This window comes from Deltaproteobacteria bacterium (genome assembly GCA_020848905.1).
GTDB lineage: Bacteria > Myxococcota_A > Polyangia.
Genome location: JADLHG010000043.1, coordinates 74,421 through 89,872, shown reverse-complemented (window position 1 = coordinate 89,872; position 15,452 = coordinate 74,421). Strand labels below are relative to the sequence as shown.

The following is a 15,452-nucleotide window of genomic DNA, read 5'->3' as shown; positions in this document are numbered from 1 at the left end:
CTACGTCGGGTAGAACGAACCAAACGGTCGCGCGAGCCAGGCCGCCACGAGCCCGAGCAGAGCCACGGTGCTCGCCACGAGTACGATGCGCGTCACGCGTCGCAGCAGGCGACGCGCGGCGCCCCCTGCCCCTTTGCCGCGCGAGAAGCGCAGACTCAGGGCCGCGAAGCCGCAGAGCGGCACCGACAGCGCCGTGTATTCGAAGCCGAAGAGCTTCACCCCACCCGAACTGATCCAGGCGATGTAGACGAAGAGCGCGCCGGCGAACGCGCTGAGCACGCCGAGGAGCGCCGCGATAAGGGGCCCCGCGGCGAGCGGGCGGCCGTCGAGGTCGACGCCGAGCAAGTCGTAGACCTTTTCCCGCTCCGCCACCACCGCCTCGAGTTCCTCGGTGAGCAAGCGCACGCGGGCCCGCGTCACGACCACTCGCTCACGGAGCACCTCGGAGCGTTGCATCAGCGCGTTGTCGTCGAGCCCGATCATCGCCACCCCCCGCGGCCGAGCCCCGCCCAGAGCAGGCTCGCCAGCGGAAGGAACGCGAGCAGGAGTCCCGCGGCCGTGCTGAAGCGGCACCACGCGCTCTCGCGGCGATAGGGCCAACCCGAAATCGCGGCGAGCAGTCCCGGCACGCCGAGCAGCAAGATCGCCGGAATCACCGTCGCGTCGAGCCGCACGAAGCGGTGCCACTTGACGTGGAGCGGAAGGAGCGCCAGGCCCACGGCGACGAGGGTCAGGGTACCGAGCCCGATGCGATCGCGTCGGGCGCCGCGCGGACCCGCGCCAGGACCCGCCTCGGCGAGCCGCGCCTCTCCGGCCGCGAGCACGCGTCGTTCGAGCCGGAGCTGTCTCTCGAGTCCCTCGCGTCGGCCGACGAGCCCGAGCCACTCGCGGTCGAGCTCGGCTACCAGCGCCTCCAGTGCATGTCGATCGCCTCGGTACGCCATGAGGTCCTCGCTCTTGCAGGGTCGCCTGGTCATACGGCGTGAAGCGTGGGCGTCTCCCTACGGAGGCGCACCTTCGGGGTCAGCGTCGGGAGGTGTCCAGGAAGGGGCGGAAGGGGCGGCCGAGCCCGTAGTTACCGGACCCGGCCTACCCTTGGGCGAGAACGCCTACTGCGCGGCGATGAGGGTGGGGCCGGTCAGGTTCAGCTCGTAGATGCCGTAGTTCCCCGAGGCCACGAACGCCGTGTTGCCGACGAACTCGGCCTGCGTCGCGTAGCCCAGCGTGCGGAGGAACTGGCGTCCCACGGGCCGCGTCGAGGAGGTCACGTCCACCACCAGCACTCCCGAGCCCGGCAGGTTCAGGAAGAGGTTGTTCTGGTAGATGCCCATGATCTCCATGCTGTCGATCCCGAGGCTCCCCGAGAAGCGCTCGTCGAAGCGCTCGCGCGAGAAGTCGAAGATCGCGAGCTGCTGCCCCGCGGCTTGGATCGGCGTCGCGGTCTTGCCCTCGAGCACGACCGGCTGGTACCAGCCCTCCGACGCGTTGACGAAGAGCCGCTTCCCGTCGAGCACCACGTCCTGCAGGTACTTGCCCGGGAAGCTCCGCCCGTCGAGGTACTCCGCCGTGTAGGCGTCGAGGCGCGAGAGCAGGTTGAGCCGCGGCACGTCGCGGAGGCTTCCGTCCTTGAGCTCCTCGAGCGCGCGGTCGTTGGTCAGGAGGAGCGTGTTGTTCGGCCCGCTGAAGGCCTGCATCAGCTGACCCGGCAGGTTGATCTTGGCGTCCGGCGTGAGGCCGTTCGTCGAGGTGAGCCAGGTCTGGGCGACGTACTTGTAGCCGCGCAGCACCATCCCGTCCTGCGTGCCGCCCTGGTAGGGCTTCTCGTCCACCTGGCTCTTGTAGGTCAGGTAGAAGTAGTTCTTGTTGCTCGCCCACCGCACGAGCCCGAGGTACTGGGTCTTCTCGTCGCCGCCGAGGCTGCGGCTCACCACCTTGGGCGCCGCGTAGCTCGACAGGTCGAGGAGCATCAGGGTGCGGGCCCACGCCTGCGTGTTGTAGTCGTACTGCGTGTTGAGCATCACGAAACCGCGGTCGAGCGCCAGCGTCGCGTTCGCCTCGTAGCCGAACCAGAAGGGCGGCATGCCGCAGCGGAAGCGCTCGTAGGGCAGGTACGAGAAGGGGAGCTCGACCGAGCCCATCTTCACCGGCTTGAGCGGGTTCGAGAGCTGGTAGACCACCGCCTCGAGCGTCTCGGTACCGTAGTAGGGCCGCTTGCCCGCCGGGTCCTCCACCGCCGGCTTGCGGCGGAAGATCACGAGCGCGTCCTTGAACTGCATCGTGCGCTGCACGCGGCTCACCGTGAAGGTCGCCGCCGGCTTGACGGTGTCAAGCTTCGCGCCGACCGGCAGCACGCGGAACTCGGAGAGGCCGCTGTCGTCCCAGCCACCGACGCCGGGGCGCACCTGCGTGACCATGTAGTTGCCGAAGCGGTAGAGCTCGGCGTAGTAGGGGGCGACCTCGATCACCGCGTCGGTGACGGGGCTATTCAGGTCGTTGATGTCCGTCAGCGCGAGGTGCGTGTCCGAGAGGTTGAGGAGCTTCCGCCGCGCCGTCGCCGCCTTGTGGGTGAAGACGATCGTGCGGTTCACCTCGCCGTTCGGGTGCACCACGGTGCCGTGGTTCACGAGCACGTTCTGCTCGAGCTCGCTCTTCTTCGGGTCGTACTTGGAGAGGTCCCACGACATGAGGCCCACCGCCGTCTCCCAGCGGTAGTAGTCCCAGTCGCCGCCGGCGACCTTGCGGCTGTAGGAGACGGGCACCGTGATCACGTTGGCCAGCCCGTCGGAGTGCATGCCGATCATCTTGTGCGCCTGGTCGAGGTTCCAGTTGATCGCGGAGCTGACCCACGTCGCGTCCTTGACCATCACGCACTTGCGCTGCACGAGCCGCACCTTGGCCAGATCCTGCACGTCGATGATCGAGACGCCGAGCTGCGTCCCCGTCCCCTGCGGGCCGAAGCCGGTGCAGGCCTCGCTGTTGTCGCGGCCGATGCCGATGAGGAAGCGCTTGTCTGCGATGAAGCGAAAGACGTTCATGTCGCCGGAGAGGCCGTCCACCGCGCTCACGACCTTCAGCTTGGCCGGGTCGGCGAAGCTGATGGCGTAGAGCGGGTCCACCTGACGCGCGGTGATGGCGAAGGCCACGCCGCGCTCGGCGTCGAAGGCGCTGCCACGCACCGCCTCGTCGGGCTTGCCGAAGGAGAGGCGCGCGAGACGCTTCGGCGCCGCGCCGTTCGTCACGTCCCACGACTCGAGGTTGTTCTCGATGCGGCTCGTCCCCTGGCAGTCCTTCGAGCTCCACTCGCGACGCGCGAAGATGCCGAGGTAGGTGGCCTTCTTGGTGGTCGGGTTGAAGACGTAGGTCTGCTTGAACTGATCGCCGACCTCGCCGTAGGACTCGAACTTCGTGTAGAGCTTGATCTTGCCGGCCGGGTCGCTGATGTCCACCACCGAGACCACCGCCTGCTGCAGGCTCGTGGAGGTGCCGCAGCTATACTCGGCGCCGGGCACGTAGCCGTACTTCTGCCAGTTCTCGACGACCATGAGGGCGTTCGAGGTGGCCGAGAGCGTCACGTTCGAGAGGTACCGGCTCTCGCCCCCCTGCTCGCCGTAGTTCGAGTAGCCCCCGCCCGAGAAGAGCTGGAGCTTGTCCACGAGCTTCACCTGGCGCGGGTTCGCCACGTTGAAGGAGTAGACGAAGCCCTGCTCCTTGCTCTCTTGCGACTGCTCGTACCACCAGCCGTAGGCGTACCAGCTCGGCACGTTCGAGACGACGTAGATCGTGTCGCCGATCTTGCGCGAGACGCCCTCGCGGAGCTCGCCCACGATGTCCACGGCCTGCAGGAGCTTCGGGTTGCGCAGGTCGCTCACGTCGATGGCCACGAGCTGCGAGACGTTGCGGCGCTGGTAGCGGAGCTGCCCCTTCTGCTGCGTCAGGTAGAGCACGTCGCGGAGCAGCGCGTAGGCCACGTTGTTCTGCACGAACATCTCCACCGGATAGCCGTAGACCGGCAGCCGGCCGAGGGCCTGGGGCTTCTTCGCGTCCGTGGCGTCGAAGATCATGAAGCCGCGGTAGGTGTTGAGGTAGAAGAGGCGGTTGCCGTCCAGCTTGTAGACGTCTGCTTCCTCGACCTCGCCCGAGCGGCCCTGCGGGGCAGCCATCGCCGCCTCGGGACCGCCGCCGCCCCCCTTGCCCTCCATCCCGGGGGCCATGCGGTTCAGGCCCCACTCGAGCTCGTAGCTCGTGAAGCTGCGCTGCCCGCGCACGAGGGCGTTCAGGTCCGAGCGCTGGCAGGTCGCGCGCAGGGAGTAGGCCCCGTCGGCGATCCAGGCCAGGGCGTAGACCGCCACGTTGTAGGTGCCGGCCTTGGCCGGACCGTACGTGAGCTGCGCCTCGTTGCGGCCGCCGTTGCGCTGCACGGCCACGCGGTCCCCGGTGTCGGCCCGGTAGAGCGCCACTGCCGCACCGCGTCGCGCGTCGTAGGCCCCGCGGAAGGAGAAGGTCACGGTCTGACCTTCCTTAGCCTCCCACTTGTAGAGGAAGGAGCTCTTGCGCCCCTGGAACTCGCCCTGGACCACGTCCCCGCAGCCCCAGTCCACCTTCACCTCGGTCATCCAGCTCGGGACGTCGGCCTTACCGCCGATCATCTCCGGGTCCGGACGCTCGTCGCCGCCACTCTCGCCGCAGCCCGCGCCAAGGGTGAGCCCGACGGCCAGCGCCACGTAGCGGATCGCCGACCACCTTTTCGTAAACATGCGTCGCCTCCTCAAGGGGTTCCGTCAACGTCGCCGCGGGGACTACCTCCAACCACGGCTGGTATCAAAGTCGCAAGATGTGCGCAGGAACATACGAGACTCGGACGGTCCGTTTCCCGTTTTTTTGGCCGATAAAGTCTATTGTGATGTCAATGGTCTACGGCGATTGACGCGCCGCGCGTGTCCCGTCAGACCTCCGACCGGACGAGAATTGGACCGACCATTGCTTCCCGGCCGGGGCCCGCGAAATCAACCTGGGTGCGAAATCAACCTGGGTGCGAAATCAACCTGGGTGGGAGGTCAGGCGTCGTCGGCGTCGAGGGGGGGGAGGTCCTCGGGCTGGAGCTCGAGGCCACCGCGACCCCGGCAGCAGGCCACGGCCGCGAGGATCACGCGGGCCAGCGCGGCCTCGTTTCCGAGCCAGCCGCAGAGGAGGAGCTGCTCGAGCGCGGCGCTGCTGAGCCTCGGCGGCGGCTCGTCGGGGACCAGCTCGTCGAGGAGCCTCCGCGCCAACCGCGGGATCTGCTCCGGGCCCTTCACCGGCCCCTCCCCCGTCACCACGAGCAAGCTCGCGCCGATGCGCAGCACGTCCCCCGCCCGCAGGGCCTGCGCCCCGGATCCCGCCATGACCCCGTTCACCCAGGTTCCGTTCGCGCTGCCCAGGTCCTCGACGAAAAGATGCCCGCTCGCGTGACGCAACACGGCGTGAAAGCGCGAGGCCCCCGAATCCGCCAGCGACAGCTCGCACTCCGCCGCGCGCCCCACGCGCAGCTCCGGCCCATCGACCGAGATCGGGCGGTCCACGATCCCCTCCGCCGCCTCGAACACGAGGGTGAGGCGCGGCCCGCTCACGAGCCCGCCTCCGGGCCCGAGGCCCCGAGCGTCACCACCAGCGGCGCGTGATCGCTCGGCTTGCCCGGCCCGCTCGACTCCTTGCGTTCGTCCCGGTCCACCACCACCTCCGTGCAGCGCGCCGCGACCGGCGCCGTCCCGAGAGCGAGGTCGATGCGCAGCCCCAGACCGCGCCCGAACGCGCCGCCGCGATAGTCCCACCAGGTGTAGATCCCCGGCTCGGCCGTCCGGGCCCGGAGGAGATCCACGAACCCCAGCCCCTCCAGGGCCCGAAGCCCCGCCCGCTCGGCCTCCGAGCAGAGCACGCGGCCCCGCCAGAGCTCCGGATCGTAGACGTCCCGGTCGTCGGGCGCGATGTTGAAATCGCCCACGAGGAGCAGCGGGTCCGCGGCACGCGGCCGACCGCGGAGCCAGGCCTCGAGCGCCGCGAGCCACCGGAGCTTGAGCGCGTACTTCTCGCTCCCCACGCTCTCCCCGTTAACCACGTAGAGGTTCACCACGCGCAGCCCGCCGATCGTGGCGGAGATGGCCCGCGCCTGCTCCGGGAGCGGGTCCCCCGGAAAACCGCGCTCGACCTCCTCGATCGCCTGGCGCGCCAGGATCGCCACGCCGTTGTAGGTCTTCTGGCCGAAGACCGCCGCCTGGAACCCCGCCGCCTCGATGGGGCCCCGCGGGAAGTCGGCCTCCTGGGCCTTCAGCTCCTGCAGGCAGACCACGTCCGGCGCGTGCCGCACGAGCAGCGCGAGCAGCCGCTCGAGGCGGAGCCGCACCGAATTCACGTTCCAGGTGACGATCTTCATGACGCGCTCGCAGGGCGGGAACGCGCCGCCGCCGCGACGTCGCTAGAAGAGCGACGCCACGCTATTCTGCTCCAGGCTCGCCCGGAGCAGAGCGGCCCGACGCTCCGCCTGATGGTGAATCCAGCGGCCGCCGCGGCGCACCAGCTCGGCCGCAAAAAGCGCGCAAATAACGTATAGCGCGTATTTCAGCACGGGCGTGAGGCTCGAGTAGACGAGCGGATAGATCACGAACGCGCCCAGCCCGGCGGCGGCTCCGACGAGCGCCAGCCCGATGAGCACCGCCAAGAGCACCACCCCGACCCCCGCGTGACGCGACTTCTGGTGTGGAGCATTCATGCGCAAGATCCTGGCTCGGCCGGTTCGTCGGCCACCGCGGATCATGAGCAATATCCTTGCCACGGCCCAACCGGCCCGACGCCGCTGCAGTTACGCCGGGTTGAGGCTTTGCAGCTGACCGAGGCGTCCGCGAGGGCCGGAGAGGTCCCTGGCCACTTCGATTGCACTCGGTGGGGTCTCTGGATCTCAGCGGATCGGCGGAGCGCGCCTCACGCGGCGCGTCGAACGTAGCGGGACTCGCGGGTGTCCACCACCAGCCGGTCCCCCACCTCCACGAACAGGGGCACCTCCACCACGAGACCCGTCTCGAGGGTGGCCGACTTGGTGGCGTGGGTGGCCGTGTCCCCCTTGAACCCGGGGTCGCACGCGGTGACCTCCAGCACCACGGTCGCCGGCACCTCGATGCCGAGGCACTCTCCCTCGAAGAACTGGGCGCGCACCGTGTCGTTCGGCCGCAGGAAGTTGAGCTCCCGCTCGATCACCTCCCGCGCGACCGGATGCTGGTCGAAGGTCTCCGTGTCCATGAAGTAGTAGACCTCGCCGCGCTCGTCGTAGAGGTACTGGCAGGGCCGCACCTCGAAGTCCGGCGCCTTCACGCGCTCTCCCGCCTTGAAGGTCTGCGCCAGGAGCTGCTTCGTACGCACGTTGCGGAGCTTGGCCTTGATCAGCGTCGCCGCCCCGCGCGCCGACGGCGTCTGCGTGGTGGTGTCGACGACCACGTACGGATCGCCGTCGAGCTCGATGAGCATCCCCTTCTTCAGATCGCTGGTCGTGGCCATGAGGTCCCTCGCTTCTGCCGCGCCATATTAGTACCCCATCGCAGCGATTTCGACCGATTCTCGCCGGCCATGCGCTCGTCGGATCTCGGCCATCTCGTGGGGCCTCTCGACGGTTTCCGGCGCGGGCCGTGGCGACGCGCGACGCGGCGACGACCAGAGAGCTTCCGGATCTCGCGCGACTAGCCGGAGCGCCCGAGCACGGGCCTCGCGGCACGCACGTTGCTCTCCTTAGCTCGGACCTTTGTATGCGTTGCGACGGGTTCGCGCTCGACCCGCGTCCCCGATGAAGGAGGCGAGCGGATGATGGTGACCTCGCTGCCGCGGCTTCGGCTCGCGCTGCTCTTCCTCTGCGCCTTCGGCGCGGCGACACCGGCCCTCGGGCGCGGTCTGCGCGTCAGACCGAGGGCCACGCGCGCCGCCACGGAGCGTGGCGCCGAGGACCGCTGGCTCACGAACCTCCTGCGCGGCGACGTGGCCCACCTCGCCACCCACGAGCTCGCCGAGCGCTTCCCCCGCCTGAGCCGCACGAACCAGCTCCGCCTCTTGCACAAGTTCGGCAAGAAGCAGCTCGCGCTCTGCCTGAAGTACGCCCAGTGGCAGGGCATCGACCCGCAGTTCGAGGTGGAGATCCCGCGCGAGCGCACGGGGCCGGAGCACGTGCGCGACCAGGAGGCCGCCGGCCTCTGCTGGCTCTTCTCCTTCCACGCGGTGAAGGAGAGCGGCATGGTGAAGCAGGACCTGCGCCAAGCCGACCTCAGCGAGACCTACCTCAACTACCACGCCTGGCTCTCGCGCGGAGAGGCCGCCCTGAAGAAGATCAGCGCGAGTCGCGAGCCGCTCGACGTCGAGCTCGAGGACTTCAGCGACGGAGGCTACTTCGACACGGCGCGGGTTCTGATGGAGCGACACGGGGCCGCGCCCGAGCGCGCCATGCCCACCACCTGGGACGCCCGCAACTCGGACGGCTTCATCGCGGACTTCAAGGCGCTCATGACCACCGCGCAGCTGGCCTTCGACGAGGCACGCGGCGCCGAGAACAAGGAAGTCGTCTACCGTCGCCACCGCGAGCTGCTCGTGCAGCTCCTGAACGGCATGCTCGGCGCCCCTCCCGCCACCTTCCGCCACGAGGGGCGCGAGTACACCCCGGCGCGCTACTACGAGGAGGTCGTCAGGCCCGCGAGCCCGACGGAGTGGGTGCTCCTCTCGAGCCTCCCCTTGCGCGGCGCGGAATGGAACCGCCGCTACAAGGTGAAAGGAAGCATCGGCGAGCCCGACTTCACCCTGACCAACGTCGAGACGCGCTACATGCGCCGAGCCGTCGAAGAGACCCTGCGCCAGGGCTTCGCCGTCTGGTTCACCACCGCCTTCGCCGAGTCCAATCCCTTCATGGTCGGCCCCCAGGAGGACGCTCCCGAGGGCGCGCTCGGGCTGATGGACCCGCACGCCTTCGACTACCGGGCCCTGCAGCACCTCGTCCCCTTCTTCGCCCTGCAGAAGGGCGCGCGCTTCGACGCGGGCCTCGCGACCTCGAACCACGCCATGACGCTCTCGGGCTTCGGCAACGACCGCCGGGGCCGCCAGTGGTTCAAGGTCGACAACAGCTGGGGACCCGAGATGCCGCGCGGCGGTCACCTGATCATGTCGCGCGACTACTTCGACGAGGCGGTGGATAGCGTGGCGGTGCCCAAGGCCGTGCTCGAGCGTGTGCTCCCCGAAGAGGTCCTGCGGCAGATCGCGCGGGCCACGCCCACGGCGCTGCCGGGTATCTACTGAGCTCGCACCACTCGAGACTTTTCGGCGCCCGCCGCCGCGCGTAACCTATCGTTCGATCATGCTCCCCTGCCTCCGCGACCACCTGCACTTCAAGCCGCTCTTCGGCCTGCTCCCCATCGAGCCCTTCGGCATCCTGGTGCTGATCGGCGTCGTGGTGGGCTACCACCTCGGCAAGCGCCGCGCGCGCCTGACGGGACTCGACGCGGAGCTCTGCGCCGACGGTATGTACTGGACCGCGGCCACCGGCTTCGTCGTGGCGCATCTCGTGTCGGTGATCTTCTACTTCCCGCACCGCATCCGCGAGAACCCGCTCGTGCTGCTCGCCGTCTGGAGCGGGCTCTCCTCCTTCGGCGGCTTTCTCGGCGGGATCCTCGGGGCGTACTACTTCTTCGTCATCCGGCACCGCGTCTCGCTCTTGAAGTACGCGGACGCGATCATCTTCGGCCTCGTCCCCGGCTGGGTCTTCGGTCGCATGGGCTGCACCGCCGTGCACGACCACCCGGGGCTGCCCACCCGCTTCGTCCTCGGCGTGGCGTGCGGCGCCGTCCCCCGCCACGACCTCGGCCTCTACGAGCTCCTCTTCACGCTCGTGCTCACCGCGCTGCTCTACGGCCTGCGCCACGTGCGCCCCTTCCACGGCTTCCACCCGGCGCTGATCCTCGCGCTCTACGCGCCGGTCCGGTTCCTCTTCGACTACCTGCGCACGGCGGACGTGCGCTACGGCGGCCTGACCCCGGGGCAGTACTTCGCCGTCGGGATCCTGGGCTTCGCGGTCTTGCTCGTGGCCTACGGGGTCAGACTGAGACGGCGGGGGGACGCGCCGGGGCTGCCGGCGGCGGAGAGCTCTACGACGGCTGGTTGAGCTGCGCGCAGGCCCGCTCGAAGCGGTCGGCGAGTGAACGCGCCTCGGGGCCCACGATCGGACCGAGCTTCACCCAGGTGTTCTTGAGCCGCTCGAGCTCCTCGGCCGTCGCCTCGCGGTTCGCGACCTCGAGGCTGGAACGCATGGCGTTGGCCGCGAGCGCCTCGCGCAGCTTGTCGGCCATCTGCTCCACCGACGCCGCGCCCGACGCCTCCGGGCCGGACGAGACCTGCGCGCTCACCAGCTCCTCGAGGCGCTGACAGATCTTCTCGCGCCGCGGCAGGCTGGCCTGCGGATCCAGCTCGCTCCCCTTGAAGACCTCCAGGTGCGCCTCGAGCAGCGCGCTCAGCGCCTGCCCGAAGCGCCGCTCGAGCGCCGCCGTCTCGCCGTCGTCGCCGAGCTTCTTCCACGCCGCGTAGACCTCGAGCGCCTGCGCCAGCAGAGCCGCCGCCTCGAGCTCCGCCCCCTCCGCCGGCTGCCCGAGCGCCTCGAGCCGGCCGCAGAGCGCCTCGCGCTCGCCGCGCTTGCCCGCGGCCTGCTCCTCGAGCTGCGCCTTGCGCCGGTCGAAGAAGCGATCGCACGCGCCGCGGAAGCGCCGCCAGATCGGCTCGGCCTGCGAGCGCGGCACCGCGCCGATCTTCTTCCACTGGGCCTGGAGGCCCTTGAGCGCCTGCGACGTCGGCCCCCACTCGGTCGAGTCGGCCAGCGCCTCCGCCTTCTCGCAGAGCGCCTCCTTCTGCTTCAGGTTGTCGAGCCGCCCCTGGTCCTGCTCCTCGAGCTGCGCCTTGCGCTTCTCGAAGAAGGCGTCGCACGCGGCGCGGAAGCGCGTCCAGAGCGCATCCGACTGCGCCCGCGGCACGGGCCCCACCGCCTTCCACTCGGCCTGCAGCTGCTTGAGCGCCTCGGCGGTCGCGTTCCAGTCCTCGGACTTCGCCAGCTCCTCGGCCTTCGCGCAGAGCTCCTCCTTCTTCTGGACGTTGCCCGCGCGCTGCTCCTTCTGCTCGGCGAAGTAGACCTTGGCCCGCTCGTTGAGCTGATCGGTAGCCGCCTTGAAGCGCTGCCAGAGGGCCTCCCCCTTCTCCTTGGGCGGCGCGCCCGCCGCCTTCCACGCGTTCTGCAGCTCGCGCAGCCCCTCCGCCACCAGCGCCACGTCCTCCACCTTGAGCAGGTCCTCGGCCCCCTGCGCCAGCGCCTCGAGCCGCGGCAAGTTGGACCAGCGCTTCCATTCGTCGGCCTGCTTCAGCTCCTGCAAGCGGCCATAGAGCTTCTGCCTGAGCTCGGCGAGCCGCTGGCGAAAGCCCTGCTCGTCGTCGCGGTTCGGCATCGGGCCCATGTTCCGCTCGCCCTGCTGCGCGTCGCGCATCCCGCGCTCCACCGCGCGCAGGTCGCCGCTCGTCACGAACTTCTCGAGCCGCCGACAGAGCTCCTCGAGGCGACGGTGGTTCTCGAGGCGCTCCTCCTCGGCCTGACGCCGATCGTCGGCCTCGCGCTCGTCGAGCCGCGCCACGACCTGCTCGAAGCGCGCCACGAGCGCCTCGTCCCCCTCGGCCGCACCCCCCGGCGAGCGGAAGCTCCTGCGCAGCCCCTCGAGCTTGCGCCGCGCCACCTGCAGGCGCGGTTCGTCGAGGAGCGCCTCGGCCTGCTCGCAGAGCTCCGCGAGGTTGACCTGCTTCGGCGGGGGCGCCGGCGCCCGCTCGGCCCGCTCGGCCCGCTCCGGCCGCTCCGCACGCTCCGCGCGCTCCACCCGCTGGACCGCCGCCTCGCAGGCCCGCTGGAACCGCTGCGAGAGCTCCGCCTCGCCGCCGGCCGGCAGCGCCGCCCACCTCGCTCGCAGCTCCTCGACCTGCGCCGCGGCCTCCTCGCCGGAGAGCTTCTCGGCCTCGTCGAGCAGCGCCTGGCGGGCCTGGAGCGTGCTCTGGAGCGCCTGCACCCGCTTGGCGCGCTCGGCGGCCTGCGCCTGGGCCTCGGCCTTGCGCAGGGCGAAGGCCTTGCACCCGTCGAGAAAACGCCGCGCCAGGTCCAGGTCCAGCTCCCCGTCGAGCTCGTCCCACGCCGCCTCGGCGGCGACCAGCTCCTCGGCGGCCCGCGGCGACTCGGCCGAACGGACCAGCGCCTCGACCTTGCGCACGATCTGTAGCTGCCGGTGCTGCGTCTGCGGATCGACCCGGGGCTTCGCCGCCCCCGGCGTCTCGGGCTTGAGCGTCGCGAGCTGCTGCTGCGCTCGACGTCGCACCGCCTTCAGCTTCGTCTTCTTGACCACCTCCTCGAGGAGGGCGGGGTCCTCGATCCGCTGGAGCGCCGCGAGGGCCGTCTCCTTGTTCTCCTCGGCCAGCACGATGGAGCGCAGCACGGCCGGGTCCTGAACGCGCCGGAGCGCCGCCATGCGCACCCCCGGCTCGCGCGCCTGCCGTGCCACCTCGGCGAGCAGGCGCCCGTCGGTGAGCCGGTCGAGCGCAGCGGCCCGCACCACCTCGTGCCGCGCGTTCTTCGCCACCTCCGCCAGGGCCGCCTGATCTACCGCACGGCCGAGCGCCGCCAGGCATTCGTCGACGGGGGCCTCGCTGGTCGCGACGGCGACGATCATGGTGCCGAGCCGCGCCGCAGCCTCCTCGCGCAGCTCCCGCTCGGGGTCCTCGCGCGCCACGACCTCGAGGAGGCTCGCGTCCTGCACCTTCTTGAGCGCGATGCGGCGCACGGCCGGGTCGGGGTCGCTGCGCAGCACGTTGGCCAGCGTGTCCGACTGCTCGGTCTCGAGCTGCCGCACGGCCTGCGCGCGCACCGTGGCGTCGCTGTGCTTCCACTTCGGGCGAAAGAGATCGATGAAACCCATGGTTAGCTCTCCAGGCGGCGGACTGTATGCATTGCCCCGCACACCTGCAACGGGCAAGTTGCGCGAGGCGCTTCTCCGACGGCGCAGCCTGGCGTACTGTGCCCGGCGTCCGAGGTCCGCCGCCTGCTGCGGAGAAAGGGATACGCCATGGCCACCATCGAACGCGGCGGCGCGCGCGTGCGCTACGACCTGCTCGGCGAGGGTCCCCCGCTGCTCCTCACGCACGGCCTGCTCACCGACGGGCGGCTGTGGGCGCCGCTCCTGCCGGCGCTGGCCTCGCGCTATCGCGTGATCAACGTGGACCTGCGCGGCCACCGCGGCTCGACCGCTCCTTCCCCCTTCTCGCTCGAGGATCTGGCCGACGACTGCCTGGCGATCCTCGACGCCGAGGGGCTCGAGCGCGCGGCCGTGGCGGGGCTCTCGATGGGCGGCATGACGGCCATGCGCCTCGCGCTCAGGGCGCCAGAACGCGTGGCCGCCTTGCTGCTGCTGTCTACTTCGGCCGATGCCGAGCGCCCGCGCGAGCGGCTCAAGTACCGCGCCATGGCCGAGATCTTCCGCGTCGTGGGGAGCACCTCGCTCTTCGAGCTTCCGATCCGGCGCCTCATGTTCGGCCGCACCGCGCTGCGCGAGCGCCCCGAAATCGCCGCGCTCCAGGCCCAGCAGACGCGCGAACACGAACGCACGGGCCTCTACCACGCGGTGCGCGCGGTGATGGAGCGCGGTTCGATCCGGGACCGGCTCCGCGAGCTCCGCTGTCCGAGCCTCGTGCTCGTCGGCGACGAGGACCTCACCACGCCCATCTCGCGGGCCACGCGCATCGGCCGCAGCCTCCCCGGGGCGCGCGTGCACCTCCTGCCGCGCACGGGGCATCTCTGCACGCTGGAAGCCCCGGAGCTGGTGGCCGAGGAGCTGCTCGCTTTTCTCGCCGAGGTCGGCTGGTAGGTCAGGGCCCGGCTCGCTCCGTGAAGCACCGCTTCGAAACCGAGAGGCCCGGCCCCGATCGTCGAACGCCGCTATCCAGCGCGCCCGGTCCTTCCGGCAGCCAACTCCGCGTGGGGCCAGGGGCCACGCACGGGGCCTCTAGCGTCGAACATGGCACCGGCCTTGCACATCCGACGGCTCGCATGTTCCGCGCCGCGCATTCTCTGGGCCTGATCCTGGTCGCCATGTCCTTCACCGCACCGGCCTCCGCCCGCGAAGCGCAAAAGCTCGCCGAGCTCCGACAGCGCCTGCGTGCCGACAACGCCGAACTCATCGCCCGCGACCCGGCGCGCGCGCGGGCCAAGCTGGAACGCATGGCCGAGTCGGCCTACACCTACTTCCGGGGCTTCAACGCCGACGTGCAGCGCGCCTTCGCCGACCGCGACGTCGCGCTGCCACGCCTCGTGCTGAACGGCGACGTGCACCCGATGAACTTCGGCCCGGTGCGGCTACGCACCGGCCAGCTCGTCTTCGCCCCCAACGACCACGACGAGGCGGCCTTCGCCCCCTTCGCCTGGGATCTGCGCCACGGCGCGCTCGGCTTCGAGCTCGCCGGTCGCGAGCTGGGGTTCGGCAAGAAGGTCCGCGCCGCCGCCGTGCAGGCCTTCCTCGCCGGCTACCTCGCCACCCTCGAGGCCTATCCGGTACGGGCCGCCGCGCCCCTCCCCTCCCTCGAGCAGCCGCTCCCCGCGGTCCTCCGCCGCTTCTTCGCCGACGCCTCGGCGCGCACGCCGGCGAACGTGGCGGCGCGCTTTCTCGACGGCGCCACCGGGCAGTTTCGCGCGAGCGAGAAGGTCACTCCGCGCCCCGAGCTGAAGGCCGCCCTGGCCGCCCCGCTCCGCGCGTACCTCCGCACGCTCCCTCCCGCCGCCGCGACCGAGCTCGGTCGCTACGAGCTCGTGGACGTGGCGCAAAAGCTCACCTCCGGGGTCGGGAGCCTGGGCCTCGGACGCTACCTCCTCGCGCTCGCGCCGCGGGCGGGGCGGCGCGGCGCCCCGATCGTCCTCGAGCTGAAGGAGGAGCGACGTTCGGCGGTGGCGCTCGTCGCCGAGCCGCAGGGCGAAGCCTTCGCCCACCACGGGGAACGCGTGCTGAGCGCGCGGCGCCGAGTTCTCGACGGGGGGGAGCGCTTCGACGGCGCGACGACCTACGCGGGGGCCGGTTACCTCGTCACCGAGGTGGGTCCGCACGAGTGCGACCTCGACTGGACGACGCTCCGCAAGTCCGAGGTGCCCGAGGTGGCCCGTGCTTGTGGGGCCGCGCTCGCCGCGAGTCACGCGCGCTCGCAGACGCTCCGACCACACCGCGAGCGCTCCGTGGCGGCCCAGCTCCTCGAGGCGCTCCCCGCGCCCCAGGCCTTCGTGGAAGCCCTCGCCCGCGACGCCGTCGTCGACGCCGACCGCACGGCCAAGGACTACCGTCGCTTCCTGCGCCTCTACCGCGACGGGACGCTCTTGCCCGAGGCTCCGGGGCGCTGAGCCC

12 protein-coding genes are annotated in these 15,452 nt (G+C 70.7%); 4 read left to right on the top strand and 8 right to left on the bottom strand.

The genetic code is table 11. From position 1 onward, the window contains the following. The 7 genes from IT371_19825 to efp form a co-directional block, all read right to left on the bottom strand. Positions 1-483, bottom strand: coding sequence for a hypothetical protein (locus tag IT371_19825; protein MCC6749924.1), 483 nt, complete (start codon positions 481-483; stop codon positions 1-3). Further along, complete coding sequence (locus tag IT371_19820) at positions 480-977, bottom strand: hypothetical protein (GenBank protein ID MCC6749923.1); 498 nt, start codon at positions 975-977, stop codon at positions 480-482. The genes IT371_19825 and IT371_19820 overlap by 4 nt, the downstream gene beginning before the upstream one ends. A gap of 132 nt (positions 978-1,109) precedes the next feature. Next, positions 1,110-4,754: a beta-propeller domain-containing protein gene (locus IT371_19815; protein MCC6749922.1), complete on the bottom strand. Its 3,645-nt coding sequence runs from the start codon at positions 4,752-4,754 to the stop codon at positions 1,110-1,112. Between the two features lie 300 nt (positions 4,755-5,054). Continuing rightward, positions 5,055-5,606: an FHA domain-containing protein gene (locus IT371_19810; protein MCC6749921.1), complete on the bottom strand. Its 552-nt coding sequence runs from the start codon at positions 5,604-5,606 to the stop codon at positions 5,055-5,057. After that, positions 5,603-6,406, bottom strand: coding sequence for an exodeoxyribonuclease III (gene xth, locus IT371_19805; protein MCC6749920.1), 804 nt, complete (start codon positions 6,404-6,406; stop codon positions 5,603-5,605). Before xth ends, IT371_19810 begins: the two co-directional genes overlap by 4 nt. Positions 6,407-6,448: 42 nt before the next feature. After that, positions 6,449-6,742 carry a hypothetical protein gene (locus IT371_19800; protein MCC6749919.1) on the bottom strand — a complete coding sequence of 98 codons (294 nt, stop codon included), beginning with the start codon at positions 6,740-6,742 and terminating at the stop codon, positions 6,449-6,451. A gap of 209 nt (positions 6,743-6,951) precedes the next feature. After that, positions 6,952-7,521: an elongation factor P gene (gene efp, locus IT371_19795; protein MCC6749918.1), complete on the bottom strand. Its 570-nt coding sequence runs from the start codon at positions 7,519-7,521 to the stop codon at positions 6,952-6,954. A 300-nt stretch (positions 7,522-7,821) separates the two neighbouring features. On the opposite strand from efp, the gene IT371_19790 reads away from it, so the two are divergent. Both IT371_19790 and IT371_19785 read left to right on the top strand, forming a co-directional pair. Further along, positions 7,822-9,294 (top strand): hypothetical protein, encoded by a 1,473-nt coding sequence (locus tag IT371_19790; protein ID MCC6749917.1) that lies wholly within the window; start codon positions 7,822-7,824, stop codon positions 9,292-9,294. A gap of 58 nt (positions 9,295-9,352) precedes the next feature. After that, entirely contained in the window at positions 9,353-10,156 is an 804-nt protein-coding gene (locus tag IT371_19785) for a prolipoprotein diacylglyceryl transferase (protein MCC6749916.1), read from the top strand. Here IT371_19785 and IT371_19780 read toward each other — a convergent pair. Beyond that, a complete protein-coding gene (locus IT371_19780) occupies positions 10,140-12,986 on the bottom strand; it encodes a DUF349 domain-containing protein (GenBank protein ID MCC6749915.1) in 2,847 nt (948 codons plus the stop codon). The two genes, IT371_19785 and IT371_19780, sit on opposite strands and share 17 nt — an antisense overlap. 147 nt (positions 12,987-13,133) lie before the next feature. Between IT371_19780 and IT371_19775 the strand changes: the two genes are divergently transcribed. Beyond that, on the top strand, positions 13,134-13,931 hold the full coding sequence (locus IT371_19775; GenBank protein MCC6749914.1) for an alpha/beta fold hydrolase: 798 nt from the start codon (positions 13,134-13,136) through the stop codon (positions 13,929-13,931). A gap of 182 nt (positions 13,932-14,113) precedes the next feature. After that, positions 14,114-15,448 (top strand): DUF2252 family protein, encoded by a 1,335-nt coding sequence (locus tag IT371_19770; GenBank protein ID MCC6749913.1) that lies wholly within the window; start codon positions 14,114-14,116, stop codon positions 15,446-15,448. Positions 15,449-15,452: the final 4 nt, after the last annotated feature.

What these genes read in the sequence shown, in the direction of transcription:
- IT371_19825 (MCC6749924.1), bottom strand. Translation starts at nt 483, where the DNA reads ATGATCGGGCTCGACGACAACGCGCTGATGCAACGCTCCGAGGTGCTC.
- IT371_19820 (MCC6749923.1), bottom strand. Translation starts at nt 977, where the DNA reads ATGACCAGGCGACCCTGCAAGAGCGAGGACCTCATGGCGTACCGAGGC.
- IT371_19815 (MCC6749922.1), bottom strand. Translation starts at nt 4,754, where the DNA reads ATGTTTACGAAAAGGTGGTCGGCGATCCGCTACGTGGCGCTGGCCGTC.
- xth (MCC6749920.1), bottom strand. Translation starts at nt 6,406, where the DNA reads ATGAAGATCGTCACCTGGAACGTGAATTCGGTGCGGCTCCGCCTCGAG.
- IT371_19800 (MCC6749919.1), bottom strand. Translation starts at nt 6,742, where the DNA reads ATGAATGCTCCACACCAGAAGTCGCGTCACGCGGGGGTCGGGGTGGTG.
- efp (MCC6749918.1), bottom strand. Translation starts at nt 7,521, where the DNA reads ATGGCCACGACCAGCGATCTGAAGAAGGGGATGCTCATCGAGCTCGAC.
- IT371_19790 (MCC6749917.1), top strand. Translation starts at nt 7,822, where the DNA reads ATGATGGTGACCTCGCTGCCGCGGCTTCGGCTCGCGCTGCTCTTCCTC.
- IT371_19785 (MCC6749916.1), top strand. Translation starts at nt 9,353, where the DNA reads ATGCTCCCCTGCCTCCGCGACCACCTGCACTTCAAGCCGCTCTTCGGC.
- IT371_19780 (MCC6749915.1), bottom strand. Translation starts at nt 12,986, where the DNA reads ATGGGTTTCATCGATCTCTTTCGCCCGAAGTGGAAGCACAGCGACGCC.
- IT371_19775 (MCC6749914.1), top strand. Translation starts at nt 13,134, where the DNA reads ATGGCCACCATCGAACGCGGCGGCGCGCGCGTGCGCTACGACCTGCTC.
- IT371_19770 (MCC6749913.1), top strand. Translation starts at nt 14,114, where the DNA reads ATGTTCCGCGCCGCGCATTCTCTGGGCCTGATCCTGGTCGCCATGTCC.